This is a genomic window from Aeromonas sp. s11, assembly GCF_040907945.1.
Lineage (GTDB): Bacteria > Pseudomonadota > Gammaproteobacteria > Enterobacterales > Aeromonadaceae > Aeromonas > Aeromonas veronii.
On sequence record NZ_JBFOCU010000013.1, the window covers coordinates 1 to 20,338 of the forward strand.

Sequence of the window (20,338 nt, forward strand, 5' to 3'; positions counted from 1 at the left end):
CTGATCCCATGCCGAACTCAGAAGTGAAACGCGGTAGCGCCGATGGTAGTGTGGCATTCGCCATGCGAGAGTAGGACACTGCCAGGCACCCAATTTCAAGATTACGCCCAGCGTGGTCTTTACCGGTTAGTGTGCTGATATGGCTCAGTCGGTAGAGCGCATCCTTGGTAAGGATGAGGTCCCCAGTTCGATTCTGGGTATCAGCACCATTAAATAAAAAGCCTCCCTGAAAAGGGAGGCTTTTTTGCATCTGTCAGTTTTCTTATATCCCCCTACATTCCCTATTCCCGCAACCCCCCTCTGCTTGCAGCCGACACTGTTTTATCTGCTGGTTTGAGTCCTAATGTGTTACTCATTTGACTGCTATTGATGGTTTTATCCAGAGATTTAACCATGATTGATTGAAGTAAAACGTTTTACATGTAAAATCCGGCGCGTTTTGCCTATTACGTGGAGAGAGAGCATGGCGCAGGATAACGAATACTGTTTGGGGGCGGTTCCCGCCAAGGGGCGCAAAGGTGTGCTGTCGCTGATGCTGGTGATGCTCGGCCTGACCTTCTTCTCTGCCAGCATGTGGACCGGTGGTGCGCTGGGCACCGGGCTGGTGTTTGATGACTTCATCAAGGCGGTACTGCTCGGCAACTTGCTGCTGGGGATCTATACCGCCTGTCTCGGTTATATCGGTGCTTCAACCGGTCTCTCTACCCATCTGCTTGCGCGATACTCCTTCGGCGTCAAAGGTTCCTGGCTGCCATCCCTGCTGCTGGGCGGTACTCAGGTCGGCTGGTTTGGCGTTGGCGTGGCGATGTTTGCCCTGCCGGTGCAGAAGGCGACCGGCATAGATGTGAACTGGCTGATCGCCATTTCGGGCATTTTGATGACGGTGACCGTCTACTTCGGCATCTCCGCCTTGATGGTGCTGAGCTTTGTGGCCGTGCCGGCTATCGCCCTGCTCGGTGGCTACTCGGTCTGGCTGGCGGTGACCTCGACCGGTGGCATGGCGGCACTGCAGCAGGTACAACCAAGCAATCCCATCGAGTTCACTACGGCGCTGACCATGGTGGTCGGTTCCTTTATCAGTGCAGGAACCCTGACCGCCGACTTTGTCCGCTTTGGTCGCAAACCCTGGGGCGCCGTCATGATTACCATGGTGGCGTTTTTTTTGGGCAACACGCTAATGTTCGTCTTCGGTGCAGCTGGTGCGGCGGTAACGGGGCAGGCCGATATCTCGGAAGTGATGCTGATGCAGGGGTTGCTAATCCCCGCCATTCTGGTGCTGGGCCTCAATATCTGGACCACCAACGACAACGCGCTCTACGCCTCCGGCCTCGGTTTTGCCAATATTACCGGTCTCAAGAGCAAGCCCCTCAGCGTGATCAACGGCCTCATCGGTACCGCCTGTGCCCTCTGGCTTTACAACAACTTTGTCGGCTGGCTGGCCTTTTTGAGTACGGCAATTCCGCCGATCGGTGGCATTATCATCATGGATTTCCTGCTCAATCGTGAGCGTTACCGTCAATTTGCCGATCAGCAGTTCGAGACGGTGCGCTGGCAGGCGCTGGTCGCCACGGCAGTCGGGGTGGCTGTCGGCAAGTGGCTGCCGGGCATAGTGCCACTCAACGCGGTATTGGGCGCCGCCTTCACCTATTTCATTCTGGTTCGCCTCACCCAGCGGCCGGTTCTGGTACAGGAAGCTAACAAATGCTGATTCAACATATTCGTTTGGCCGGTCGGGAAGGGTTGTGGCAGATCCGCTGTCAGGATGGGGTCATCACCGCCATCGAACCCCATGACGAACATGCCGTCGCCGGTCGGGTGCTGGACGGGGAGGGCGGTCTGGCGATCGCCCCCTTTATCGAACCCCACATTCACCTCGATACCACCCAGACGGCCGGTGAGCCGGGCTGGAATCTCTCCGGCACTCTGTTCGAGGGGATCGAGCGCTGGGCCGAGCGCAAGGCGCTGCTGACCCATGAGGATGTGAAACAGCGCGCTATCCAGACGCTGAAGTGGCAGATCGCCAACGGCATCCAGTTCGTCCGTACTCACGTCGATGTCTCCGATCCCAATCTGGTCGCGCTCAAGGCGATGCTGGAAGTGCGGGAGGAGATGAAGGAGTGGGTGGAGCTGCAGATCGTCGCCTTCCCGCAGGAGGGGATCCTCTCCTACCCCAACGGCAAGGCACTGCTGGAGGAGGCGCTCAAGCTGGGGGCCGATGTGATCGGTGCTATTCCCCATTTCGAGTTTACCCGGGAATATGGGGTCGAAAGTCTGCATTACATCTTCGATCTTGCGGAGAAGTATCAGGTTCTGGTCGATGTGCACTGCGACGAGATCGATGACGAGCAGTCCCGCTTTATCGAGACGCTGGCAACCCTGGCCTACGAGCGGGGTATCGGCCATCGGGTGACGGCCAGTCACACCACCGCCATGCACTCTTACAACGGCGCTTATACTTCCCGCCTGTTCCGGCTGCTGAAGATGGCGGACATCAACTTCGTGGCCAATCCGCTGGTGAACATTCACCTGCAGGGACGGTTCGATACCTATCCCAAACGTCGCGGTATTACCCGGGTGAAGGAGATGCTGGAGGCGAACATCAACGTCTGCTTCGGTCACGACGACGTGTTCGATCCCTGGTATCCCATGGGCACTGCCAACATGTTGCAGGTGCTGCACATGGGGCTGCATGTCTGCCAGATCATGGGTTACGAGCAGATCAACGACGGTCTGAAGCTGATCAGCAGCCACAGCGCCCGCACCCTGAACGTGCAGGATCGCTATGGTATCGAGGTGGGCAAACCGGCCAACCTGTTGGTCCTGCCCGCCGAGAACGGCTTCGATGCGGTGCGCCGTCAGGTGCCGGTGCGTTACTCGATCCGTCACGGCAAGGTGATTGCCCAGACCCGCCCGGCCCAGACCGAGATCGTGCTGGGTCAGCCCGAGTCTATCGATTTTCGCCGCTGAGATTTCAATCAGGCTGGATGACGATTAGTTCCGCCTCTGGGCACAAGGGCCGCCATTGCGACATAATGGCGGCCTGACCCTGAGGGAGTGACACCATGCAAACCTGGTTCTATGTTGCTGCAGGGGGCGCCATCGGCGCCTGCCTTCGTTTTGGGATTGCCGAACTGATGGCCTTGCTGCTTGGGCGCCACTTTCCTTACGGGACTCTGGTGGTCAACGTGGTGGGCTCTTTCATCATGGGGGTGGCGTTCGCCCTCATCAGTCATGGTCATGTGGTAGAACACCCGATGAAGCCGCTGCTGATGGTGGGGATCCTCGGAGCCCTGACTACTTTCTCTTCCTTTGCCCTCGATACGGTAGTGCTGGCTCAACATGGGGCCTATCTGAAAGCGCTGCTCAATATCGGTCTCAATCTCTTCCTCTGTCTGGCCATGGTGGTGCTGGGCATGCAGTTGGTTGCGAGCCGGGTTTAAGGTGTCCGGACGCCAGTGGCTCTGGTAAACTGGCGGCCATTCTTTGCTCTATGGGTGTTTAAGGGATGTCAGAACAAGCAACGACAACGCATTTTGGCTTTAAAACCGTGGCCGCGACCGAGAAGGAAACTCTGGTAGCAGGTGTCTTCCATTCGGTGGCAGCCAAGTATGATCTGATGAACGATCTGATGTCGTTCGGCATCCACCGCCTGTGGAAGCGCTTCACCATCGACTGTTCCGGTGTGCGCAAGGGCCAGAAGGTGCTGGATCTGGCCGGTGGTACCGGTGACTTGACCGCCAAGTTCTCCCGTATCGTCGGCGAGACCGGTCAGGTGGTGCTGGCGGATATCAACGACTCCATGCTGAAAGTGGGCCGCGACAAGCTGCGCAATCTGGGGGTCGCCAACAACGTCTCCTACGTGCAGGCCAATGCCGAGGCGCTCCCCTTCCCGGATAACCACTTCGACGTCATCACCATCGGCTTCGGTCTGCGCAACGTCACCGACAAGGACAAGGCGCTCGCCTCCATGTTCCGGGTGCTCAAGCCGGGTGGCCGTCTGCTGGTGCTGGAGTTCTCCAAGCCGGTCAGCGAAGTGATCGCCAAGCTCTATGACCTCTACTCCTTCAAACTGCTGCCGAAAATGGGCGAAATCGTCGCGAACGACAGTGAAAGCTACAAATATCTGGCAGAGTCCATCCGCATGCACCCGGATCAGCAGACCCTGGCTGGCATGATGGAAAGTGTCGGGTTCGAGCAGGTGGAGTACTTCAATCTGACTCAGGGTGTGGTCGCCCTGCACCGCGGTTACAAGTTTTAAGGTTGCCTATGCCGATGGATGCCATGGTCACCGCGGTGATCGAAACCAGCCTCAACCAGTTGCTGGCACTGGACAAACAGAGTCCGGAGCGGCTGCGCAAACTGGTGGGCAAGGTGCTCAAGCTGGAGCTGCGTGAACTCAAGCCGCTCTGGTTCGTCTTCTCCGAGCGTCGGCTGGATGTGCTGGCCCAGCATGAAGGGGAGGCCGATGCGGTGCTCAGTCTCTCCCTGACCGCCCTCGGTCTGCTGAAAGACCCGTCCGCCCTGACCCGTTATATCCGCGAGGAGAAACTGGATCTGAGCGGTGATCCCCAGCTGGTACAGGCATTCAGCGTGCTGCTGGGTGAGCTGGATATCGACTGGGAAGAGGAGCTGTCGCGCTATACCGGCGACGTGCTGGCCCACACCTTGTTCAGCTGTGCCCGTCACGCGCGTCGTCTGGTCGGCCGCGAACTGTGCCGCACCCGCAGCCAGCTGGCGGAATATCTGACCGAAGAGGCCCGCCTCGCCCCCGGACCGCTGGAAGTGGCGAGTTTCAACGATGACGTCGAGGTGCTGGCCCAACAGCTCAAGGCCGTCGAACTGCGGCTGGCCCGCTTCGAACAGCAGGTGACCTGATGACCCCGAAGGAGTTCAAACGCCTCTATCGCATCATTACCATCCTGCTGGAGCAGGGCATCGACGAACTGGTGCCCGCCCGTTATCAACCCTGGCCGGGTCGTCTGGCCCGTCGCTCCCTGTTCTGGCTCAAGAACAAGCAACCGGATCTCAGCCGCGGTGCCCGCATTCGCCTCGCCTTCGAGGCTCTTGGCCCCATCTTCATCAAGTTTGGCCAGATGCTCTCGACCCGCCGCGACCTGCTGCCGCCGGATATCGCCGAAGAGCTGGCCCTGCTGCAGGACAGGGTGCCCCCCTTCTGTGGTCAGGCGGCGCGCCAGCAGATCGAGCTGAGCCTGGGTTGTCCCATCGAAACCCTGTTTGACGACTTCGACGAGACGCCGCTGGCGTCGGCCTCCATCGCGCAGGTGCATACTGCCCGCCTGAAGGAGAGTGGCCGCGAGATCGTCATCAAGGTGATCCGTCCCGACATCGAGCCGGTTATCGAGGCAGACCTGAGACTGATGCAGGCGCTGGCCCGTCTGGTGGCCCGCTTCGTGCCCCAGAGCGCGCGGCTGCGCCCCATCGAGGTGGTGGAGGAGTATCGCAAGACCATCCTCGACGAGCTGAATTTGATGCGCGAAGCGGCCAACGCCATCCAGCTACGCCGCAACTTCACCGGCTCCGAGGCGCTCTATGTGCCTGAAATCATCACCGATCTCTGCCGCGAGCAGGTGCTGGTGATGGAGCGCATCTACGGTATTCCGGTCTCCGATATCCCGGCGCTGGAAGCCAACGGCACCAACATGAAGCTGCTGGCCGAGCGCGGGGTAGAGGTCTTCTTCACTCAGGTGTTCCGCGACAGCTTTTTCCACGCCGATATGCACCCGGGCAACATCTTCGTCTCTTACGAACACCCGGAAAACCCGCTCTGGATCGGCATCGACTGCGGCATCGTCGGTACCCTCAATCGGGAAGATAAACGCTATCTGGCTGAGAACTTCCTCGCCTTCTTCAACCGCGACTATCGTCGGGTGGCAGAGCTGCACGTGGAGTCGGGCTGGGTACCGGCAGACACCAAGGTGGACGAGTTCGAGTTCGCCATCCGCACCGTGCTGGAGCCCATCTTCGAGAAGCCGCTCTCCGAGATCTCGTTCGGTCACGTGCTGCTCAACCTGTTCAACACCGCGCGTCGCTTCCATATGACGGTGCAGCCGCAGCTGGTGCTGCTGCAAAAGACCCTGCTCTATGTGGAAGGGTTGGGGCGTCAGCTCTACCCGCAGCTCGATTTGTGGCAGACCGCCAAGCCGTTCCTCGAGAACTGGATGCACGAACAGGTCGGGCCCAAGTCGGTATTGAACGCCATCAAGGAGAAGGCGCCATTCTGGGCGGAGAAGCTGCCGGAGCTGCCGGAGCTGGTCTATGAGACCCTGCGTCAGACCCGTCATCAGCAGCGTCATTTCGACCAGATGTTTGCCGAGTTCCGCCGTCACAGCCGTCGGCAGGGGCAGGCCCGCTACCTCTTAGGGGTTGGAGCCAGCCTGCTATTGGCGGGTGTATTCTTGCTGACCCAAAAACAACACATTGAGTGGGGACAAGCCAGTCTCGCCGGTGCAGCCCTCTGCTGGCTGGTCGGCTGGTTGCGAACCCGTTCCCATTAATCAACAACCGCGCCGTCAGGCGCCTGTTCTGGAGAGAAAATCATGGGTGGTATCAGTATTTGGCAATTGTTGATCATTGCAGTCATCGTCGTGCTGCTGTTCGGTACCAAGAAACTGCGCGGCATTGGCGGTGATCTGGGCGCGGCGGTCAAAGGGTTCAAGAAAGCCCTCTCCGACGAGCCGGCTGATGCCAAGGCCGAGCAGAAAGATGCCGAGTTTCCCCCGAAACAGCTGAACGAAGCGGCCGCTCAGAGCAGTGAGACCGCCAAGCAGAAAGACAAAGACCAGGCCTAAGCCATGTTCGATATCGGTTTTTGGGAGCTGGTCGTTATCGGTGTGGTAGCACTGGTGGTACTGGGGCCCGAGCGGCTGCCGGTTGCCATCCGCACGGCTACCCACTGGATCCGCCTCATTCGTTCGACCGCGAACTCGGTCAAGTCCGAGCTGGAGCAGGAGCTCAAGTTGCAAGAGCTGCATAACGACCTCAAGAAGGCCGAACAGTTGCAGATGAGCAACCTGAGCCCCGAGCTGCAGGAGTCCATCGAACAGCTCAAAGCGGCGGCCCAGTCGGTCAATCGCCCCTATCAGGTGGAGAACGAGATCCGTCCGCCGCGCCCCGAGCCGGTCGTCCAGGCTGAGCCTGCCACGCCGGTGGAGCCTGCGGTGCAGCTGAGCCACGACGTGCCGCCGGTCAACAGCCAGCGGGAGAGTGAGCCGGTGCCGGTCAGCGACTCCGCAGTAAAAGGGGAGGTGAAGCCATGAGTCAGGCCGAACAACCCCTGATCAGCCATCTGGTTGAGCTGAGAACCCGTTTGCTGCGCTCCATTACCGCCATCCTCGTGGTGTTTCTGGCGCTGATCTACTTCTCCAACAACATCTACGACTTCGTGGCCCAGCCGCTGCTCAGCCAGCTGCCGGAAGGGACCAGCATGATAGCGACGGATGTGGCGACCCCCTTCCTGACGCCGATCAAGCTGACCCTGGTGGTCTCCTTCTTCGTGGCGATCCCCTATCTGCTCTATCAGGCCTGGGCCTTTATCGCCCCCGGTCTGTACCAGCATGAGCGGCGCCTGATCATGCCGTTGGTGGTCTCCAGTGCCCTACTGTTCTATGCGGGGATGGCGTTCGCCTACTACGTGGTGTTCCCGCTGGTGTTCGGTTTCTTCACCAGTACCGCCCCTGCCGGGGTGACGGTGGCGACCGACATAGCCAGCTATCTGGACTTCGTACTGACCCTGTTCTTCGCGTTCGGGGTGGCGTTCGAAATTCCGGTGGCTACCATACTGCTCTGCTGGACCGGCGTGACCACACCGCAAAACCTGAAGGAGAAACGTCCCTACGTCGTTGTCGGGGTGTTTGTGGTCGGCATGCTGCTGACGCCGCCTGATGTCTTCTCCCAGACCCTGCTCGCCATCCCGATGTGGGCGCTGTGGGAGATAGGTCTGTTCTTCGCCCACTTCTACGTGAAGAAAGAGGATGAAGAGCAACAGGAACAACCGGATGTGGAGAGCTGAGGCTCTGTTCGTCACCTGTTTGCCGGACGGCGAGAGGATGACGAAGTCCGCAGGAATAGCAGAACGAGGGGAGCTGAGGCTCCCTTCCTCTTTTCATGCTCCCGTTCGAGGCGTATGGTAAGACCCCATTCGGTAGATGGTTTTCAAATACCTGATATGTATTCCTTTTGTTCGGAACGTCTCATTCCATGATCGATATCGGTTTAAACCTGACCAGCAGCCAGTTCGCCGGTGAACAGCCTGAGCTGGTGGCCCGTGCCCGTGCCGCCGGAGTGGAGGCGCTGATCCTCACCGGTACCGATCTGACTGGCAGCCGCGAGAGCGCCGAGTTGGCCGCCCGCTGGCCGGGCTACTGCTTCTCCACCGCCGGGGTGCATCCTCACGATGCCAAGAGTGTCGATGAGGCGACCCTGCCCGCCTTGCGCGAGCTGGCAGCCTTGCCGCAGGTGGTGGCCATCGGCGAGTGCGGCCTCGACTACAACCGCGACTTCTCCCCCCGTCCGGTGCAGGACGCTGTGTTCGACGCCCAGCTGGCACTGGCTGCCGAACTCGGGATGCCGGTGTTTCTCCACTGCCGCGATGCGCACGCTCGTTTTATCGAGATCCTCCGTCCCTGGTTGCCGAAACTACCGGGAGCCGTGCTGCACTGCTTCACAGGCTCCGATGAAGAGCTGGACGAGTGTCTGGCGTTGGGGCTGCATATCGGGGTGACCGGCTGGCTCTGCGACGAGCGCCGCGGCCAGCTGCTGCGCGAGCAGGTGGCCCGCATTCCAGCCGGCCGGCTGATGATCGAGACCGATGCCCCCTATCTGGTGCCGCGGGATCTGAAACCGCGCCCGAAACGCAACGAACCTGCTTTTTTGCCGCACATCGCCCAGGTGGTGGCGGCCTGTCGTGGTGAAGCGCCCGAGGCCTTGCTGGCCCATACCCGGGCCACCTCCGCCGCGTTCTTCCAACTTCCTCTCCAGGAGTGATTCATGGCTACAACTCTTCCGGGCGCCTTTCCGGGCCGCCGCCTGCGCCGTCTGCGCAAACATGATTTCAGCCGTCGTCTGGTGCGCGAGAACGTACTGACCGTCAACGATCTCATCTATCCGGTGTTCGTGCTGGAGGGGGAGAACCGTCGGGAAGCCGTTCCCTCCATGCCGGGGGTGGAGCGTCTCTCCATCGATCTGCTGTTGGAAGAGGCAGCCGAGCTGGTGGAGCTGGGCGTACCTGCCATCGCCTTGTTCCCGGTCACTCCGCTGGAGAGCAAGAGCCTGATGGCGGAGGAGGCCTACAACCCGAACGGGCTGGCCCAGCGCACCGTGCGCGCTCTCAAGGCTCGCTTCCCGGAGCTCGGGGTGATCACCGACGTGGCACTCGACCCGTTCACCACCCACGGGCAGGATGGCATCATAGATGACGAAGGCTATGTGCTGAACGACATCACCACCGAGATCCTGATCAAGCAGGCACTCTCCCACGCCGAAGCCGGGGTCGATATAGTCGCGCCGTCCGACATGATGGATGGCCGCATCGGTGCCATCCGTGCCGCACTGGAAGAGAACGGCTTCATCAACACCCAGATCATGGCCTACTCCGCCAAGTACGCCTCCTGCTACTACGGCCCGTTCCGCGACGCGGTTGGTTCTGCCGGCAACCTCGGCAAGAGCAACAAGGCCACCTATCAGATGGATCCGGCCAACAGTAACGAAGCCCTGCACGAAGTGGCGCTGGATATTCAGGAAGGGGCCGACAGCGTGATGGTCAAGCCGGGCATGCCCTATCTGGACGTGGTTCGTCAGGTGAAGGATCAGTTCGGCGTGCCGACTTTCGCCTATCAGGTGAGCGGCGAGTACGCCATGCACATGGCGGCGATCCAGAACGGCTGGCTGAAAGAGAAGGAGACCATCATGGAGTCTCTACTCTGCTTCAAGCGGGCCGGGGCCGATGGCATCCTCACCTACTTCGCCAAGCGCGTGGCGCAGTGGTTGAAGGAAGATGCCCGTTAAGCCGGGTTGAAGAGAGAAACGAGAGGGGGAGCCGATGGCTCCCCCTCTGTCGTTATGGCTCTCTTTTGGTCACGAGCGGCTGATTACAGCTTGGTCCAAGCATCGCTCCAGTGGCTGCCGGTACCCGGTGCATAGTGGCTGGTCGAGCCGCCACACCAGCCGCTGTAAGGCCAGGGTTTGCACTCATAGTTGCCACCGGCATTGCTGACCCGATCACCGGCCTGATAGCCGGTGTTGGGGGCATAGGCCGGGTAGTCGCCATCGCTGCCGCCGTTGTCGCTCTCTTCGGTCAGGGTGACCGGGAAGCGTTGCACCACCGGCTGCTGGCCGTCAGCCAGACCGGTGATGACCACGTCGTAGCTGCCATCGGTGACGTTGCTGCCCTGCAGTACCAGGGTGCTGGTGCCGTTCACCTGGCTGCTGGTGGTGCCGTGGCTGTGGCCGCTCTGCTCCAGAGTCGCGGTGATTTGGACCGGGTTGGCGGTGGTCAGGTTGAAGCGGATGCTGACCTGACCGTTGACTATGGTGTACTCGCTCGCCATGGCGCTGACGGTGAAGTCGCTGCTGCCTTCTGCGGGGGGCGTTGTGCCGCCGCAGTCGCTGTCGCCTTGTACGCGCCAGACGCCCCAGTCACCCGTGGTGCCCGGCTCTTCGTTCTGGGTCCACCAGCCTGCCAGCCAGTTCTTGCCGTTGTGGCTGACGATGTCGCCGCCCACGTAGACCTTCTTGGCATCCCAGCTGTTTTCACAGACGGCGCCCTGCTCCCTGACGGTCACGTTGCGCTGCTGGGTTACCTGCTGACCGGCGCTGTCGCTCACCTGATAGGTGAGGGTGTAGCGGCCGACCTTGCTGCTGTCGACGTTGCCGCTGACCTTGATTTGGGCGGTCAGGTCGCCATCTTCTTCATCATGGGCGCTGACGCCGGTCATCGGATCGAAAGCGGTACCCAGTTCCAGCGTGGTGTCGGTGACACCGCTGAACACCGGCTTCATGCTGTAGACTTCGATGGTACGTACCTGCTCGGTGACGTTGTTGTCGCGATCGCTCACCTTGTAGGTGAGGGGGTAGAGGCCGATGCGCTGGCTGTCTACCGAGCCTTCCACCTGGATCTGGCCAGTCAGGTCGCCATCTTCCTTGTCGTTGGCGCTGACACCTGCCAGCGGATCAAAGGCGGTACCCTGCTTGATGCGGGTATCGCTCAGGCCGCTGAACACCGGCTTGCCGTTGTCTACCGGCGGCGTGATCTCCTGATCGTGGATGAAGGGGCCGTAGCTCTTGATGAAGGATTCGTTGTAGGACTGACCGGCGGCGTTGCGGCCCATGTCCCAGTTGATGGACCAGGTCATCACGCCGCGCAGTGGTTGCCCCTCGCTCTTCAGGCGGTTGAAGGCGTTGTAGAGCTTCTGCGGATCCTGCACATAGCCGGTGGCGGCGGCGTCGATGTTGGTCGGAATGCCGAACACCAGCTTGTCATGGGGGATCTTGTAGAAGCCGCGGGTTCCGTTGCTCAGCGAATCCGCCATGTAGTAGATGAACTCTTCTTTCAGGGCATCGTTGTTCTGGGCAATCCAGCCGATGCCATCGATGTAGATACCATCGCCACCCTGGTTGTAGAACTGGGGGTTGATCCAGTCGTAGTACCCTTCCAGATTGCGGATATAGGGGATGTAGGCGCCAGTCTGGGTCAGATAGGGGAACTCCGGCGCCATGGTGATGAGGAAGTTTTTCCCCTGGGCGCGGTAGTGATCCTTGACCAGACGCAGGGCCGCCGGGATCACGGTCTGGTTGTCGGCGGCGGTGATGGCGGCCTGTTCCAGGTCGATATCCAGCCCGTCGAAGCCATAGGTCTCCACCAGACGGATGATCTCGTCGGCAAAGGCCTGCTCCTGACCCTTGCGCAGCTCGATGTGCGCATCGGCACCGCCCAGCGCCAGCAGCACGGCACGGCCCTGACGGTTCAGCTCGGCGATCTGCTCGATAAACTGGCTTTCGCTCATGCCGATGGCCGGGTCGAGCTTAAAGGTGGGGATGGGATCGCTGCCATAGACCTTCATGAAGGAGACATCGACCACGTTGTATTGCGGGTTGACCTGATCGAGCTTGACGCAGGGGGCGATACCGCCCTTGTAGCCCGAGCCGTCACACCAGTTGTGCCAATAGCCGACCACTACGCCGGACTGGGGGTTGACCATCGCCTGACCGGCACTGGCGGCATATGCCATGGGGGCGCCCATGCCGAGCAGGCAGCCAAGCAGGGATAATTTGAGTTTGTTCATCGTCTCTCCGTACGGTGCAGATGGGGCGTCGGTTGTGACCGGACGTCCCCGGGGGCAGCCCCGCTGTCATAGGTGTTTTCCCTTAGACCGGTGGCTTTGCGTCGCGCCCTTTCGGGTCACTTTGCCTTTTTCCCCCGATTTCTGTGCAGCACAGAGAATCAAGTGACCTGCATGGCAGGTTGCCTATGATAGATGCTTGAAAATAAATTAATCAATAGTTGGTTTTGATTCTAATTAACTGAAAAATATTGATAATTTGTTACGGCTACCACATTTTGTCCGTTTCCATGATTGAGCATGACGGTACTTGGCTGGCAGCTCTGGCGCCGGTAAATGGCGACTTTTTGCCCCTTGAAAGTAGCGGTAAGAGCCAAAAAAGGCCCACAGATTCATTCTGTTACTGGCTGTTGATGGCAAAACTGCAGCAACGGCAGAGAGCCGGGTCGCAATGGCTGGAAAAGTACAGGGTTGCGGCGGATTCCCGCTTGATTATTGCGTGGCTTGGCCACATGTTAGAAAGCCATACAGAGCTGCTAAAGCGGTCTGTTCAAGACCAAACAAGAGGTAACCGGGATGAATAACCCTTTGCTGACAATGGATTCACTGCCCCCTTTTAGCCAGATCAAGCCGGAGCAGGTTCAGCCTGCCGTGATTCAGGCGATTGCTGACTGCAAGCAGAAGATCAGCGATGTGCTGGCCCAGCGTGATCCCCATACCTGGGATAGCCTGATTGCCCCGCTGGAAGAGGTAAATGACCGCCTGTCACGGATCTGGTCACCGGTCAGCCACCTCAACTCCGTACTCAACAGCGAAGCGCTGCGCGAGGCCCATGACGCCTGCCTGCCGCTGCTCTCCGAGTTCCAGACCTATGTTGGTCAGCATGAAGGGCTCTATCAGGCCTATCTGGCCCTCTCCCAGAGCGATGATTTCCCGCTGCTGAGCGGCGCCCAACGCAAGGAGATCCAGAATACCCTGCGTGACTTCCGCCTCTCCGGCATCGGTCTGCCTGCCGAGGCGCAGCAGCGTTACGGCGAGATTCAGGCCCGCCTCTCCGAGCTGGCCTCCCGTTTCAGCAACAACGTGCTGGATGCGACCCAGGGCTGGCACAAGCTGGTGGCCGATGAAGCCGAATTGGCCGGTCTGCCCGACAGCGTGCGTGCCGCTGCCCGTCAGATGGCTGAACTTAAAGGCAAAGAGGGGTGGTTGTTCACGCTGGATATCCCTTCCTACCTGCCGGTGATGATGTACGCGGACAACCGCGAGCTGCGCGCCGAGATGTATGAGGCCTTCACCACCCGCGCCTCCGATCAGGGCCCCAATGCGGGCAAGTGGGACAACTCCGCCATCATGAGCGAGCTGCTCACCCTGCGCCGCGAACTGGCTCAGTTGCTGGGGTTCGCCAACTATGCCGAGCTCTCCCTGGCCACCAAGATGGCGGACAAGACCGAACAGGTGGTGAGCTTCCTCACCGATCTGGCGGCCAAATCCCTGCCACAAGGCAAGGCCGAGCTGGAGGAGATCCGCGCCTTCGCCGCCGAGCAGCATGGTCAGAGCGAGCTGGCCGCCTGGGATCTCGCCTACTACGCCGAGAAGCTCAAGCAGCACAAGTTCTCCATCTCCGACGAGCAGCTGCGCCCCTACTTCCCCGCCAGCAAGGTGGTGAAGGGGTTGTTCGAGGTGGTGAAGCGGGTGTTCGGCATGAAGGTGCGCGAGCGCCTCGGCATCGACACCTGGCACCCGGACGTGCGCTTCTACGACATCTTCGATGCCGACGACGAGCTGCGCGGCAGCTTCTATCTCGACCTCTACGCCCGCGAGCACAAGCAAGGTGGGGCCTGGATGGATGTCTGTCTGGGTCGTCGCTACCGTCAGGATGGCTCGCTGCAAAAGCCGGTGGCCTACCTGACTTGCAACTTCAACGGCCCGGTGGATGGCAAGCCTGCGCTGTTCACCCACAACGAAGTGGTCACCCTGTTCCATGAGTTTGGCCACGGCATTCACCACATGCTGACCCGCATCGACGTGGCCGGTGTCGCCGGTATCAACGGCGTGGCTTGGGATGCGGTGGAGCTGCCGAGCCAGTTCCTCGAGAACTGGTGCTGGGAGTCCGAGGCGCTGGCCTTTATCTCCGGCCACTACGAGACCGGCGAGCCGCTGCCTGCCGATCTGCTGGAGAAGATGCTGACCGCCCGCAACTTCCAGGCCGCCATGCAGATGCTGCGCCAGCTGGAGTTCGCCCTGTTCGACTTCCGCCTGCATCAGGAGTTTGATCCGGCCAATCCGGCGCAGCTTCCGGCGCTGCTGGACGAGGTGCGCAGTCAGGTAGCCGTGATGACGCCACCGGCGTTCAATCGCTTCCAGCACAGCTTCTCCCACATCTTCGCGGGTGGCTATGCGGCGGGCTACTACAGCTACAAGTGGGCCGAGGTTCTCTCTGCCGATGCCTTCTCCCGCTTCGAGGAGGAGGGGATCTTCAACCCGGCGACCGGCCAATCTTTCCTGAAGAATATTCTGGAGAAGGGAGGCTCGAAGGAGCCGATGGAGCTGTTCCGAGCCTTCCGTGGTCGTGAGCCCAAGGTGGATGCACTGCTGCGACATAGCGGGATCGCTGCCTGAGATTCCTGACCCGCAGCCAGTGTGAGCTTCAACCAGGTACACTGTTTTGCGGCATAGTGGGATCGAGTCGTGATTTCTGCGACAAAAAGGGACCTTTTGGTCCCTTTTTTCAAGGCTTTTTAATATCTTGCTGATTGCATATTTGCACTGCCCACGGCTCTTCAGTAGAGTCGTGTTCTAACCTTCAAGGAGAGAAAGCCACTTGCCATGAGGCGAGCACTCGATTCCGTCTATCAAATCATCTCAAGTCTGGCTCATTCGAGCGGCCAGGGATATTTCGATACCTTTGTGAGTGAAATCGCCGCTGCTGTGATGGCTGATGTCGTCCTTATCGCCAGCAGGGAATCAAATGCTACCCACCTGACGGTTCAGGCTGCCCATCCCTCCTCTCTTGACCCCGATACCCTGACGCTGCCACTGACTGACTCTCCTGATGCCATTACCTGGCAGGAGGGGGAAGCCTGGTTCAGCGATCGTCTGTTGCAGCTGTTCCCCGCGATGCCGCTTGCCGATGCGTGGCAAGCCCAGGCCTACGCCGGGATCGCCCTCAAGGATGTGGATGGCGAGACCATAGGTATCTGCTGCCTGCTCTATCGTCAGCCGCAGGCCAATATGACCAAGGTGATGGGGCTGCTCCGGTTGCTGGGGCCGCTGGCCGGTCGCGAACTGGCGCTGATGCTGCAACGCCAGCTGCCGCAACTCTTGCCTGATACCCCCCATGTGCTGCAGAGCATGCTGTTTCAGGCCCCGGTGGGGATCGGCAAGCTCGATCTCACCGGCCGCATTCTCTGGGCCAATCCGGCTATCGAGAAGATGCTGGGCTATCCCCTCGACGAGCTGCTTCATCGCTCCATCTCCGACATCAATCACCCGGAGGATTGGCAGCGCAGCCTTGAGTGCTACGAAGAGATCCGGCGCGGCGAGCGCAGCAGTTTCACCCAGGAGAAGCGCTACTTCTGCAAGGGGGGCGAGATCCTGTGGGGGCGGGTAACTGTCACCCTGATCCGCGACGAGCAGCAGCAGCCGGACTACCTGATGGTGCTGCTGGAGAATATCGATCCCCTCAAGCGCCATGCGGAGCAGCTCAAGCTCTCTCACCGGGTCTACGACAACCTCTCCGAGGCGATTCTGGTGTGCGATGCCGACAGCCGCATCATCTCGGTCAACCCGGCCTTCGAGCAGATCACCGGCTACAGCAGCGACGAGGTGCGGGGCCAGCGTCCCAGCATGCTCAAGTCCGGGCTGCACGATCAGACCTTCTATGCCGACATGTACCATGCGCTGGAGCGGGTGGGGGTGTGGCGTGGCGAAGTGTGGAACAAGCGCAAGAACGGCAAGCTCTATCCGCAGCAGCTGATGATCAGCACCCTGCGCGAAGCTGGCAAAATTCAGCAATATATCGCCATTTTCAGCGATCTTTCCCAGACCAAGGTGGCCGAGCAGAAGATCGCGACCCAGGCCAACTACGACAACCTCACCAGCCTGCCCAACCGCTGGCTGTTTGGCCGCTGCCTTACCCGCTTCTGCGAGCGGGGCGAGCGCTTCGCGCTCATGGTGCTCGACCTCAACAACTTCAAGGCGGTCAACAACAGCATGGATCACCATGCTGGCGATGCCCTGTTGCGGGAGGTGTCGGATCGACTGGTGAGCCGGGTGCGCACCGAAGATCTGGTGGCCCGCATCGGTGGCGATGAGTTCGCGTTCCTGGTGCCCGGCATCGTCACCCGCCGTCAGGCCGAGGTGTTTGCCAAGCAGGTGATCGGCAGCTTCGCCCGCCCCTTTATGCTGGCCAACCAGCATCTCTATGTGACCGCGACCATCGGCATGACTCTCTGTCCGGTCGATGGCAGCGAGAGCGACGAGCTGCTGCGCAATGCCGAACAGGCGCTGTTTGCGGCCAAGCGGCAGGGACGGTTGCTCGGTGCCTACTGCTCATCCATGCGAGAAGAGGTGCGCCAGCGCCACCAGATGCAGCAGGATTTGGCCGAAGCGATCAAGCTGGAGCAGCTGACCATGGCCTACCAGCCCATCTGGGACAATCGCAGCGGACGGGTCGCCAAGCTGGAGGCGCTGGTGCGCTGGTATCACCCCCACTGGGGGCAGGTATCCCCTGCCGAGTTTATTCCGCTGGCGGAAGAGGCGGGATTGATTCAGGGGCTGGGTGCGCTGGTATTGTGGCAGTCGTGCCGGGATCTGGCGCGGTTGCAGCAATCCGGCTTCCCGGATCTGCAGATGTCGATCAACCGTTCCACCATGGAGTTCCAGACCATCGACCCAGAGGCGAGCGAGTGGCTCAAGGTGATCCAGCATTTCGGACTCGATCCTGCCGACATCGTCATCGAAATCACCGAATCTCTGCTGATGGAGAGCAGCGATCAGCACAGGGTGCGGATCGATGCCCTGCGCGAGGCAGGTTGCAAGCTGGCCATCGACGATTTCGGTACTGGCTACTCGGCCCTCAACTATCTGCGCACCTTCCCGGTCGATCTGGTCAAGATAGATCGCTCCTTCGTGCGCCATATCCCCTTCAACGAGCAGGATCGGATGCTGCTCGACGGCATCATCAACATAGTGCACAACCTCGGCATGCAGGTGGTGATCGAGGGGGTAGAGACCCGCGAGCAGCTCAACTTCCTCTGCCAGAAGGGGTGTGCCTTCACCCAGGGTTATCTGCTCAGCCGCCCGCTGGCCTATGACGATCTCATCGATTACCTCGCTCTCAACCGTCAGGGGATGAACCTCACTGTCGTGAGCTGACCACCGCTTCTGTTATCATGGCCGCTTCTGTACGTGCCATGAGTCTGCCTCCTATGCCCCATATTCAGGTTTTCAGTGAAGTCCCCGCCCGTGATGGCGAGCTCGACGCCCTGCGTTTACGCCTTGCCGACGTGGAGTTTCCGGCTCCGTTTGCGCTGGTACTGACTGAAGAGAGACTGGAGCTGTGCAAGCTGGATGAGCCCAAGCTGGGTGCCGTCTATGTGGACTTCGTGGAAGGGGCGGTGGCCCATAGACGCAAGTTTGGCGGTGGTCGCGGTCAGTCCATCGCCAAGGCGGTGGGGCTCAAAGCTGGTGCCACACCGACCGTGGTGGATGCCACTGCCGGTCTGGGGCGCGATGCCTTCGTGCTAGCCTCCCTCGGTTGCAAGGTGACCCTGATCGAGCGCAGCCCTGTGGTGGCAGCTCTGTTGCAGGACGGGCTGGCACGGGCGGCGCAAGATCCCGAGATTGGCCCCTGGGTGCGCGAGCGGATGCAACTGCTGCACGGGCCTGCCGTGGACAATCTGCTGGCGCTGCCGGAGCGGCCCGAGGTGATCTATCTCGACCCCATGTTCCCCCACAAGCAGAAGTCGGCGCTGGTAAAAAAAGAGATGCGGGTGTTCCAGTCGCTGGTAGGGCCGGATCTCGATGCGGATGCCTTGTTGCCTGCCGCGCTCAAGATGGCTGAGAAGCGGGTGGTGGTGAAACGCCCCGATTATGCCGGCTGGCTCAACGAACAGAAGCCCAGCATGGCTATCGAGACCAAGAGCAACCGCTTCGATGTCTATGTGATGGCGGCGCTGGCAGCGGGTTAACAGCCGGTGTGAGCCGCAGATGCAAAAAGGAGGGCCAACGTCATGTTGGCCCTCCTTTTTCGTATTGGATTCAGTTGGTTGGCGCGAAGCGGATCAGCTTTTCTTCCCCTTGCCAGTTCAGGCGCAGGGTCGCCAGATCCGCCAGACTGAGCCGCTCGCCACTGTGCAGCAGCAGATACTCGACCCCTTCGCTGGCTTCGATAGTGCGGATCTTGTCATCCCGCTGGCGATCATCGCGGCTGGTGAGGGTCACCGGCAGTTGCCAGCTGGCAGCAATTTCGAGCCAGTCGTAGAGATCGCAGCTGATGGGTTGATAATCCGGCATGATCGGCTCCAAAACAGGCAGGTTGCTGAGTCAGGCTTCCTGTACGCGGGTCGGCCAGCCCATCTTCTGCTGGCGTTCCACTTCAAAGCGCAGCTCGCTGGCGCGCAGGTAGTGTTCATCCATCCAGCCCTTGGGCAGGGTCAGGGTCAGTGACTCCTCTTCTGCCTGCAGGGTGAAGCTGGGCACTGTGCCCTGGGTACGGCGCATGCAGAGGATAAGCGCGATGCGCAGGATACGGGCCAGCCGGATCGCCTGACGACCGGTGACGGCACCCTGTTTCTCCAGTGGTTCCAGCTTGAATTCGTCCCGCTGGTTGAACAGCAGGGCCGACAACAGCTTCTTTTGCGCAGGGGTAAAGCCCGGCATGTCGATGTTGTCGATGATGTAGGCGGCGTGTTGCGGCGCCTTCTTGTATTCGATACAGAGGCCGATCTCGTGCAGCAGGGCGGCATAACGCAAAATCGGGCGACCGTAGCGTTTGGAGAGTCGCCAGGCCGGTTGCAGCTGGTTGAACGCCTCGACGGCGGTATCGCGCACCCGTTCGGCGTGCTCTTTATCCAGCTGATAGCGGCTGATCAGGCTGTCGGCGGTGCGATCCCGGGCATCACAGTCGTGATTGTTGCCAAGCAGACCGTAGATCAGTCCTTCACGCAGGGCGCCCCCCGCGAGGGTCATGCTCTCGATATCGAGTGTTTCGAAGATGGCGATCAGGATGGCGAGGCCGGAGGGGAACACGGTCAGCCGCTCGGCCGCCAGCCCTTCCAGTTGCAGCCGGTCGAGCTTGCCGCAGGCGATGGCCTGACCCATCAGCTCCTGGAGCTTGGGCAGGGTGACCCGCTCGCTCTTCCCCTGTGCCAGCATGATCTCCTGCAGCGCCTGTACCGTGCCGGAGGCGCCGACGCAGGTGCGCCAGCCGAGGGCGCGGTAATCTTCCGCCACCTTCTCCAGCACCGCCTTGGCGGCAGCAATCGCCTGCTCGAAACGGGCTTCAGAGAGCTCGCCATCACCGAAGTGATTGTTGAGCCAGGTGACGCAGCCCATGTGCAGGCTGTTGAGCAGTTTTGCTTCGCTATGTTCGCCGATCACCAGTTCGGTACTGGCACCGCCGATGTCGATCACCAGCCGGTTGCCTTCCCCGGCAGAGGTCCAGGAGACCCCTTCATAGATGGTCTTGGCCTCTTCCTCGCCCGAGATGATCTCGATGCTGTGGTTGAGTACCCGTTCCGCTTCGCTGAGGAACTCATCGACGTTGGTGGCAAGCCGCAAGGTGGCGGTACCCACCACCCGGATGTTGTCGGCCGGAATGTCCTGCAACTGTTCGGAGAAGAGACGCAAACAGTCCCAGCCCCGCTCCATGGCGGCACGGCTGAGACGAAATTCCGGATCTAGCCCGGCTGCGAGGCGAACCTTGCGCTTGACCTTGGCGACGGTGCGCAGGGCACCGGCGACCTCGCGCACCACCAGCATATGAAAGCTGTTGGAGCCGAGGTCGATGGCGGCATAGAGAGGCGAGTTGTGCAACGGGC

At 60.4% G+C, this 20,338-nt stretch carries 17 protein-coding genes, 1 tRNA gene and 1 riboswitch; of the genes, 15 read left to right on the forward strand and 3 right to left on the reverse strand.

The features are described from left to right. Positions 1–133 precede the first annotated feature (133 nt). From AB5Y84_RS02720 to hemB, 12 genes are all read left to right on the forward strand, one after another. A tRNA-Thr gene (locus AB5Y84_RS02720) sits at positions 134–209 on the forward strand. Positions 210–463: 254 nt separating this feature from the next. Continuing rightward, a complete protein-coding gene (gene codB / locus AB5Y84_RS02725; RefSeq protein ID WP_069556499.1) occupies positions 464–1,708 on the forward strand; it encodes a cytosine permease in 1,245 nt (414 codons plus the stop codon). Then, positions 1,702–2,967: a cytosine deaminase gene (locus AB5Y84_RS02730; protein ID WP_368176316.1), complete on the forward strand. Its 1,266-nt coding sequence runs from the start codon at positions 1,702–1,704 to the stop codon at positions 2,965–2,967. Before codB ends, AB5Y84_RS02730 begins: the two co-directional genes overlap by 7 nt. 95 nt (positions 2,968–3,062) lie before the next feature. Then, the gene (gene crcB / locus AB5Y84_RS02735) at positions 3,063–3,440 is read left to right on the forward strand and encodes a fluoride efflux transporter CrcB (RefSeq protein ID WP_005339378.1); all 378 of its coding nucleotides are present in this window, start codon (positions 3,063–3,065) and stop codon (positions 3,438–3,440) included. Positions 3,441–3,505: 65 nt separating this feature from the next. After that, complete coding sequence (gene ubiE / locus AB5Y84_RS02740) at positions 3,506–4,258, forward strand: bifunctional demethylmenaquinone methyltransferase/2-methoxy-6-polyprenyl-1,4-benzoquinol methylase UbiE (protein WP_368176317.1); 753 nt, start codon at positions 3,506–3,508, stop codon at positions 4,256–4,258. An 8-nt stretch (positions 4,259–4,266) separates the two neighbouring features. Then, positions 4,267–4,875, forward strand: coding sequence for an SCP2 domain-containing protein (locus tag AB5Y84_RS02745; protein WP_368176318.1), 609 nt, complete (start codon positions 4,267–4,269; stop codon positions 4,873–4,875). Beyond that, a complete protein-coding gene (gene ubiB, locus AB5Y84_RS02750; protein WP_005339383.1) occupies positions 4,875–6,515 on the forward strand; it encodes a ubiquinone biosynthesis regulatory protein kinase UbiB in 1,641 nt (546 codons plus the stop codon). Before AB5Y84_RS02745 ends, ubiB begins: the two co-directional genes overlap by 1 nt. Positions 6,516–6,557: 42 nt before the next feature. Then, positions 6,558–6,809 (forward strand): Sec-independent protein translocase subunit TatA, encoded by a 252-nt coding sequence (gene tatA, locus AB5Y84_RS02755; protein WP_103251634.1) that lies wholly within the window; start codon positions 6,558–6,560, stop codon positions 6,807–6,809. A gap of 3 nt (positions 6,810–6,812) precedes the next feature. Further along, positions 6,813–7,277: a Sec-independent protein translocase protein TatB gene (gene tatB, locus AB5Y84_RS02760; protein ID WP_113740661.1), complete on the forward strand. Its 465-nt coding sequence runs from the start codon at positions 6,813–6,815 to the stop codon at positions 7,275–7,277. Next, a complete protein-coding gene (tatC, locus tag AB5Y84_RS02765; protein ID WP_368176319.1) occupies positions 7,274–8,029 on the forward strand; it encodes a twin-arginine translocase subunit TatC in 756 nt (251 codons plus the stop codon). Before tatB ends, tatC begins: the two co-directional genes overlap by 4 nt. A 188-nt stretch (positions 8,030–8,217) precedes the next feature. After that, on the forward strand, positions 8,218–9,003 hold the full coding sequence (locus tag AB5Y84_RS02770) for a TatD family hydrolase (RefSeq protein WP_266135495.1): 786 nt from the start codon (positions 8,218–8,220) through the stop codon (positions 9,001–9,003). 3 nt (positions 9,004–9,006) lie between these two features. Continuing rightward, a complete protein-coding gene (gene hemB / locus AB5Y84_RS02775) occupies positions 9,007–10,023 on the forward strand; it encodes a porphobilinogen synthase (protein WP_005357271.1) in 1,017 nt (338 codons plus the stop codon). 83 nt (positions 10,024–10,106) lie between these two features. On the opposite strand, the gene AB5Y84_RS02780 is transcribed toward hemB, so the two are convergent. After that, positions 10,107–12,299 carry an immunoglobulin-like domain-containing protein gene (locus tag AB5Y84_RS02780; RefSeq protein WP_368176320.1) on the reverse strand — a complete coding sequence of 731 codons (2,193 nt, stop codon included), beginning with the start codon at positions 12,297–12,299 and terminating at the stop codon, positions 10,107–10,109. Between the two features lie 50 nt (positions 12,300–12,349). Beyond that, a riboswitch (cyclic di-GMP riboswitch) is annotated at positions 12,350–12,435 on the reverse strand. Between the two features lie 437 nt (positions 12,436–12,872). Here AB5Y84_RS02780 and prlC point away from each other — a divergent pair. The 3 genes from prlC to AB5Y84_RS02795 all read left to right on the forward strand — a co-directional run bounded on the left by prlC (position 12,873) and on the right by AB5Y84_RS02795 (position 18,487). Then, complete coding sequence (gene prlC / locus AB5Y84_RS02785; RefSeq protein ID WP_042054692.1) at positions 12,873–14,915, forward strand: oligopeptidase A; 2,043 nt, start codon at positions 12,873–12,875, stop codon at positions 14,913–14,915. Positions 14,916–15,122: 207 nt separating this feature from the next. After that, positions 15,123–17,672 carry a putative bifunctional diguanylate cyclase/phosphodiesterase gene (locus tag AB5Y84_RS02790; RefSeq protein WP_368176321.1) on the forward strand — a complete coding sequence of 850 codons (2,550 nt, stop codon included), beginning with the start codon at positions 15,123–15,125 and terminating at the stop codon, positions 17,670–17,672. Positions 17,673–17,734: 62 nt separating this feature from the next. Further along, positions 17,735–18,487: a class I SAM-dependent methyltransferase gene (locus AB5Y84_RS02795; protein ID WP_236323282.1), complete on the forward strand. Its 753-nt coding sequence runs from the start codon at positions 17,735–17,737 to the stop codon at positions 18,485–18,487. A gap of 70 nt (positions 18,488–18,557) precedes the next feature. On the opposite strand, the gene AB5Y84_RS02800 is transcribed toward AB5Y84_RS02795, so the two are convergent. Next, positions 18,558–18,812: a Rho-binding antiterminator gene (locus AB5Y84_RS02800; RefSeq protein WP_279497177.1), complete on the reverse strand. Its 255-nt coding sequence runs from the start codon at positions 18,810–18,812 to the stop codon at positions 18,558–18,560. Positions 18,813–18,842: 30 nt separating this feature from the next. After that, a complete protein-coding gene (gene gppA, locus AB5Y84_RS02805) occupies positions 18,843–20,333 on the reverse strand; it encodes a guanosine-5'-triphosphate,3'-diphosphate diphosphatase (protein ID WP_005355894.1) in 1,491 nt (496 codons plus the stop codon). Positions 20,334–20,338: the final 5 nt, after the last annotated feature.

What these genes read in the sequence shown, in the direction of transcription:
- codB (WP_069556499.1), top strand. Translation starts at nt 464, where the DNA reads ATGGCGCAGGATAACGAATACTGTTTGGGGGCGGTTCCCGCCAAGGGG.
- AB5Y84_RS02730 (WP_368176316.1), top strand. Translation starts at nt 1,702, where the DNA reads ATGCTGATTCAACATATTCGTTTGGCCGGTCGGGAAGGGTTGTGGCAG.
- crcB (WP_005339378.1), top strand. Translation starts at nt 3,063, where the DNA reads ATGCAAACCTGGTTCTATGTTGCTGCAGGGGGCGCCATCGGCGCCTGC.
- ubiE (WP_368176317.1), top strand. Translation starts at nt 3,506, where the DNA reads ATGTCAGAACAAGCAACGACAACGCATTTTGGCTTTAAAACCGTGGCC.
- AB5Y84_RS02745 (WP_368176318.1), top strand. Translation starts at nt 4,267, where the DNA reads ATGCCGATGGATGCCATGGTCACCGCGGTGATCGAAACCAGCCTCAAC.
- ubiB (WP_005339383.1), top strand. Translation starts at nt 4,875, where the DNA reads ATGACCCCGAAGGAGTTCAAACGCCTCTATCGCATCATTACCATCCTG.
- tatA (WP_103251634.1), top strand. Translation starts at nt 6,558, where the DNA reads ATGGGTGGTATCAGTATTTGGCAATTGTTGATCATTGCAGTCATCGTC.
- tatB (WP_113740661.1), top strand. Translation starts at nt 6,813, where the DNA reads ATGTTCGATATCGGTTTTTGGGAGCTGGTCGTTATCGGTGTGGTAGCA.
- tatC (WP_368176319.1), top strand. Translation starts at nt 7,274, where the DNA reads ATGAGTCAGGCCGAACAACCCCTGATCAGCCATCTGGTTGAGCTGAGA.
- AB5Y84_RS02770 (WP_266135495.1), top strand. Translation starts at nt 8,218, where the DNA reads ATGATCGATATCGGTTTAAACCTGACCAGCAGCCAGTTCGCCGGTGAA.
- hemB (WP_005357271.1), top strand. Translation starts at nt 9,007, where the DNA reads ATGGCTACAACTCTTCCGGGCGCCTTTCCGGGCCGCCGCCTGCGCCGT.
- AB5Y84_RS02780 (WP_368176320.1), bottom strand. Translation starts at nt 12,299, where the DNA reads ATGAACAAACTCAAATTATCCCTGCTTGGCTGCCTGCTCGGCATGGGC.
- prlC (WP_042054692.1), top strand. Translation starts at nt 12,873, where the DNA reads ATGAATAACCCTTTGCTGACAATGGATTCACTGCCCCCTTTTAGCCAG.
- AB5Y84_RS02790 (WP_368176321.1), top strand. Translation starts at nt 15,123, where the DNA reads ATGAGGCGAGCACTCGATTCCGTCTATCAAATCATCTCAAGTCTGGCT.
- AB5Y84_RS02800 (WP_279497177.1), bottom strand. Translation starts at nt 18,812, where the DNA reads ATGCCGGATTATCAACCCATCAGCTGCGATCTCTACGACTGGCTCGAA.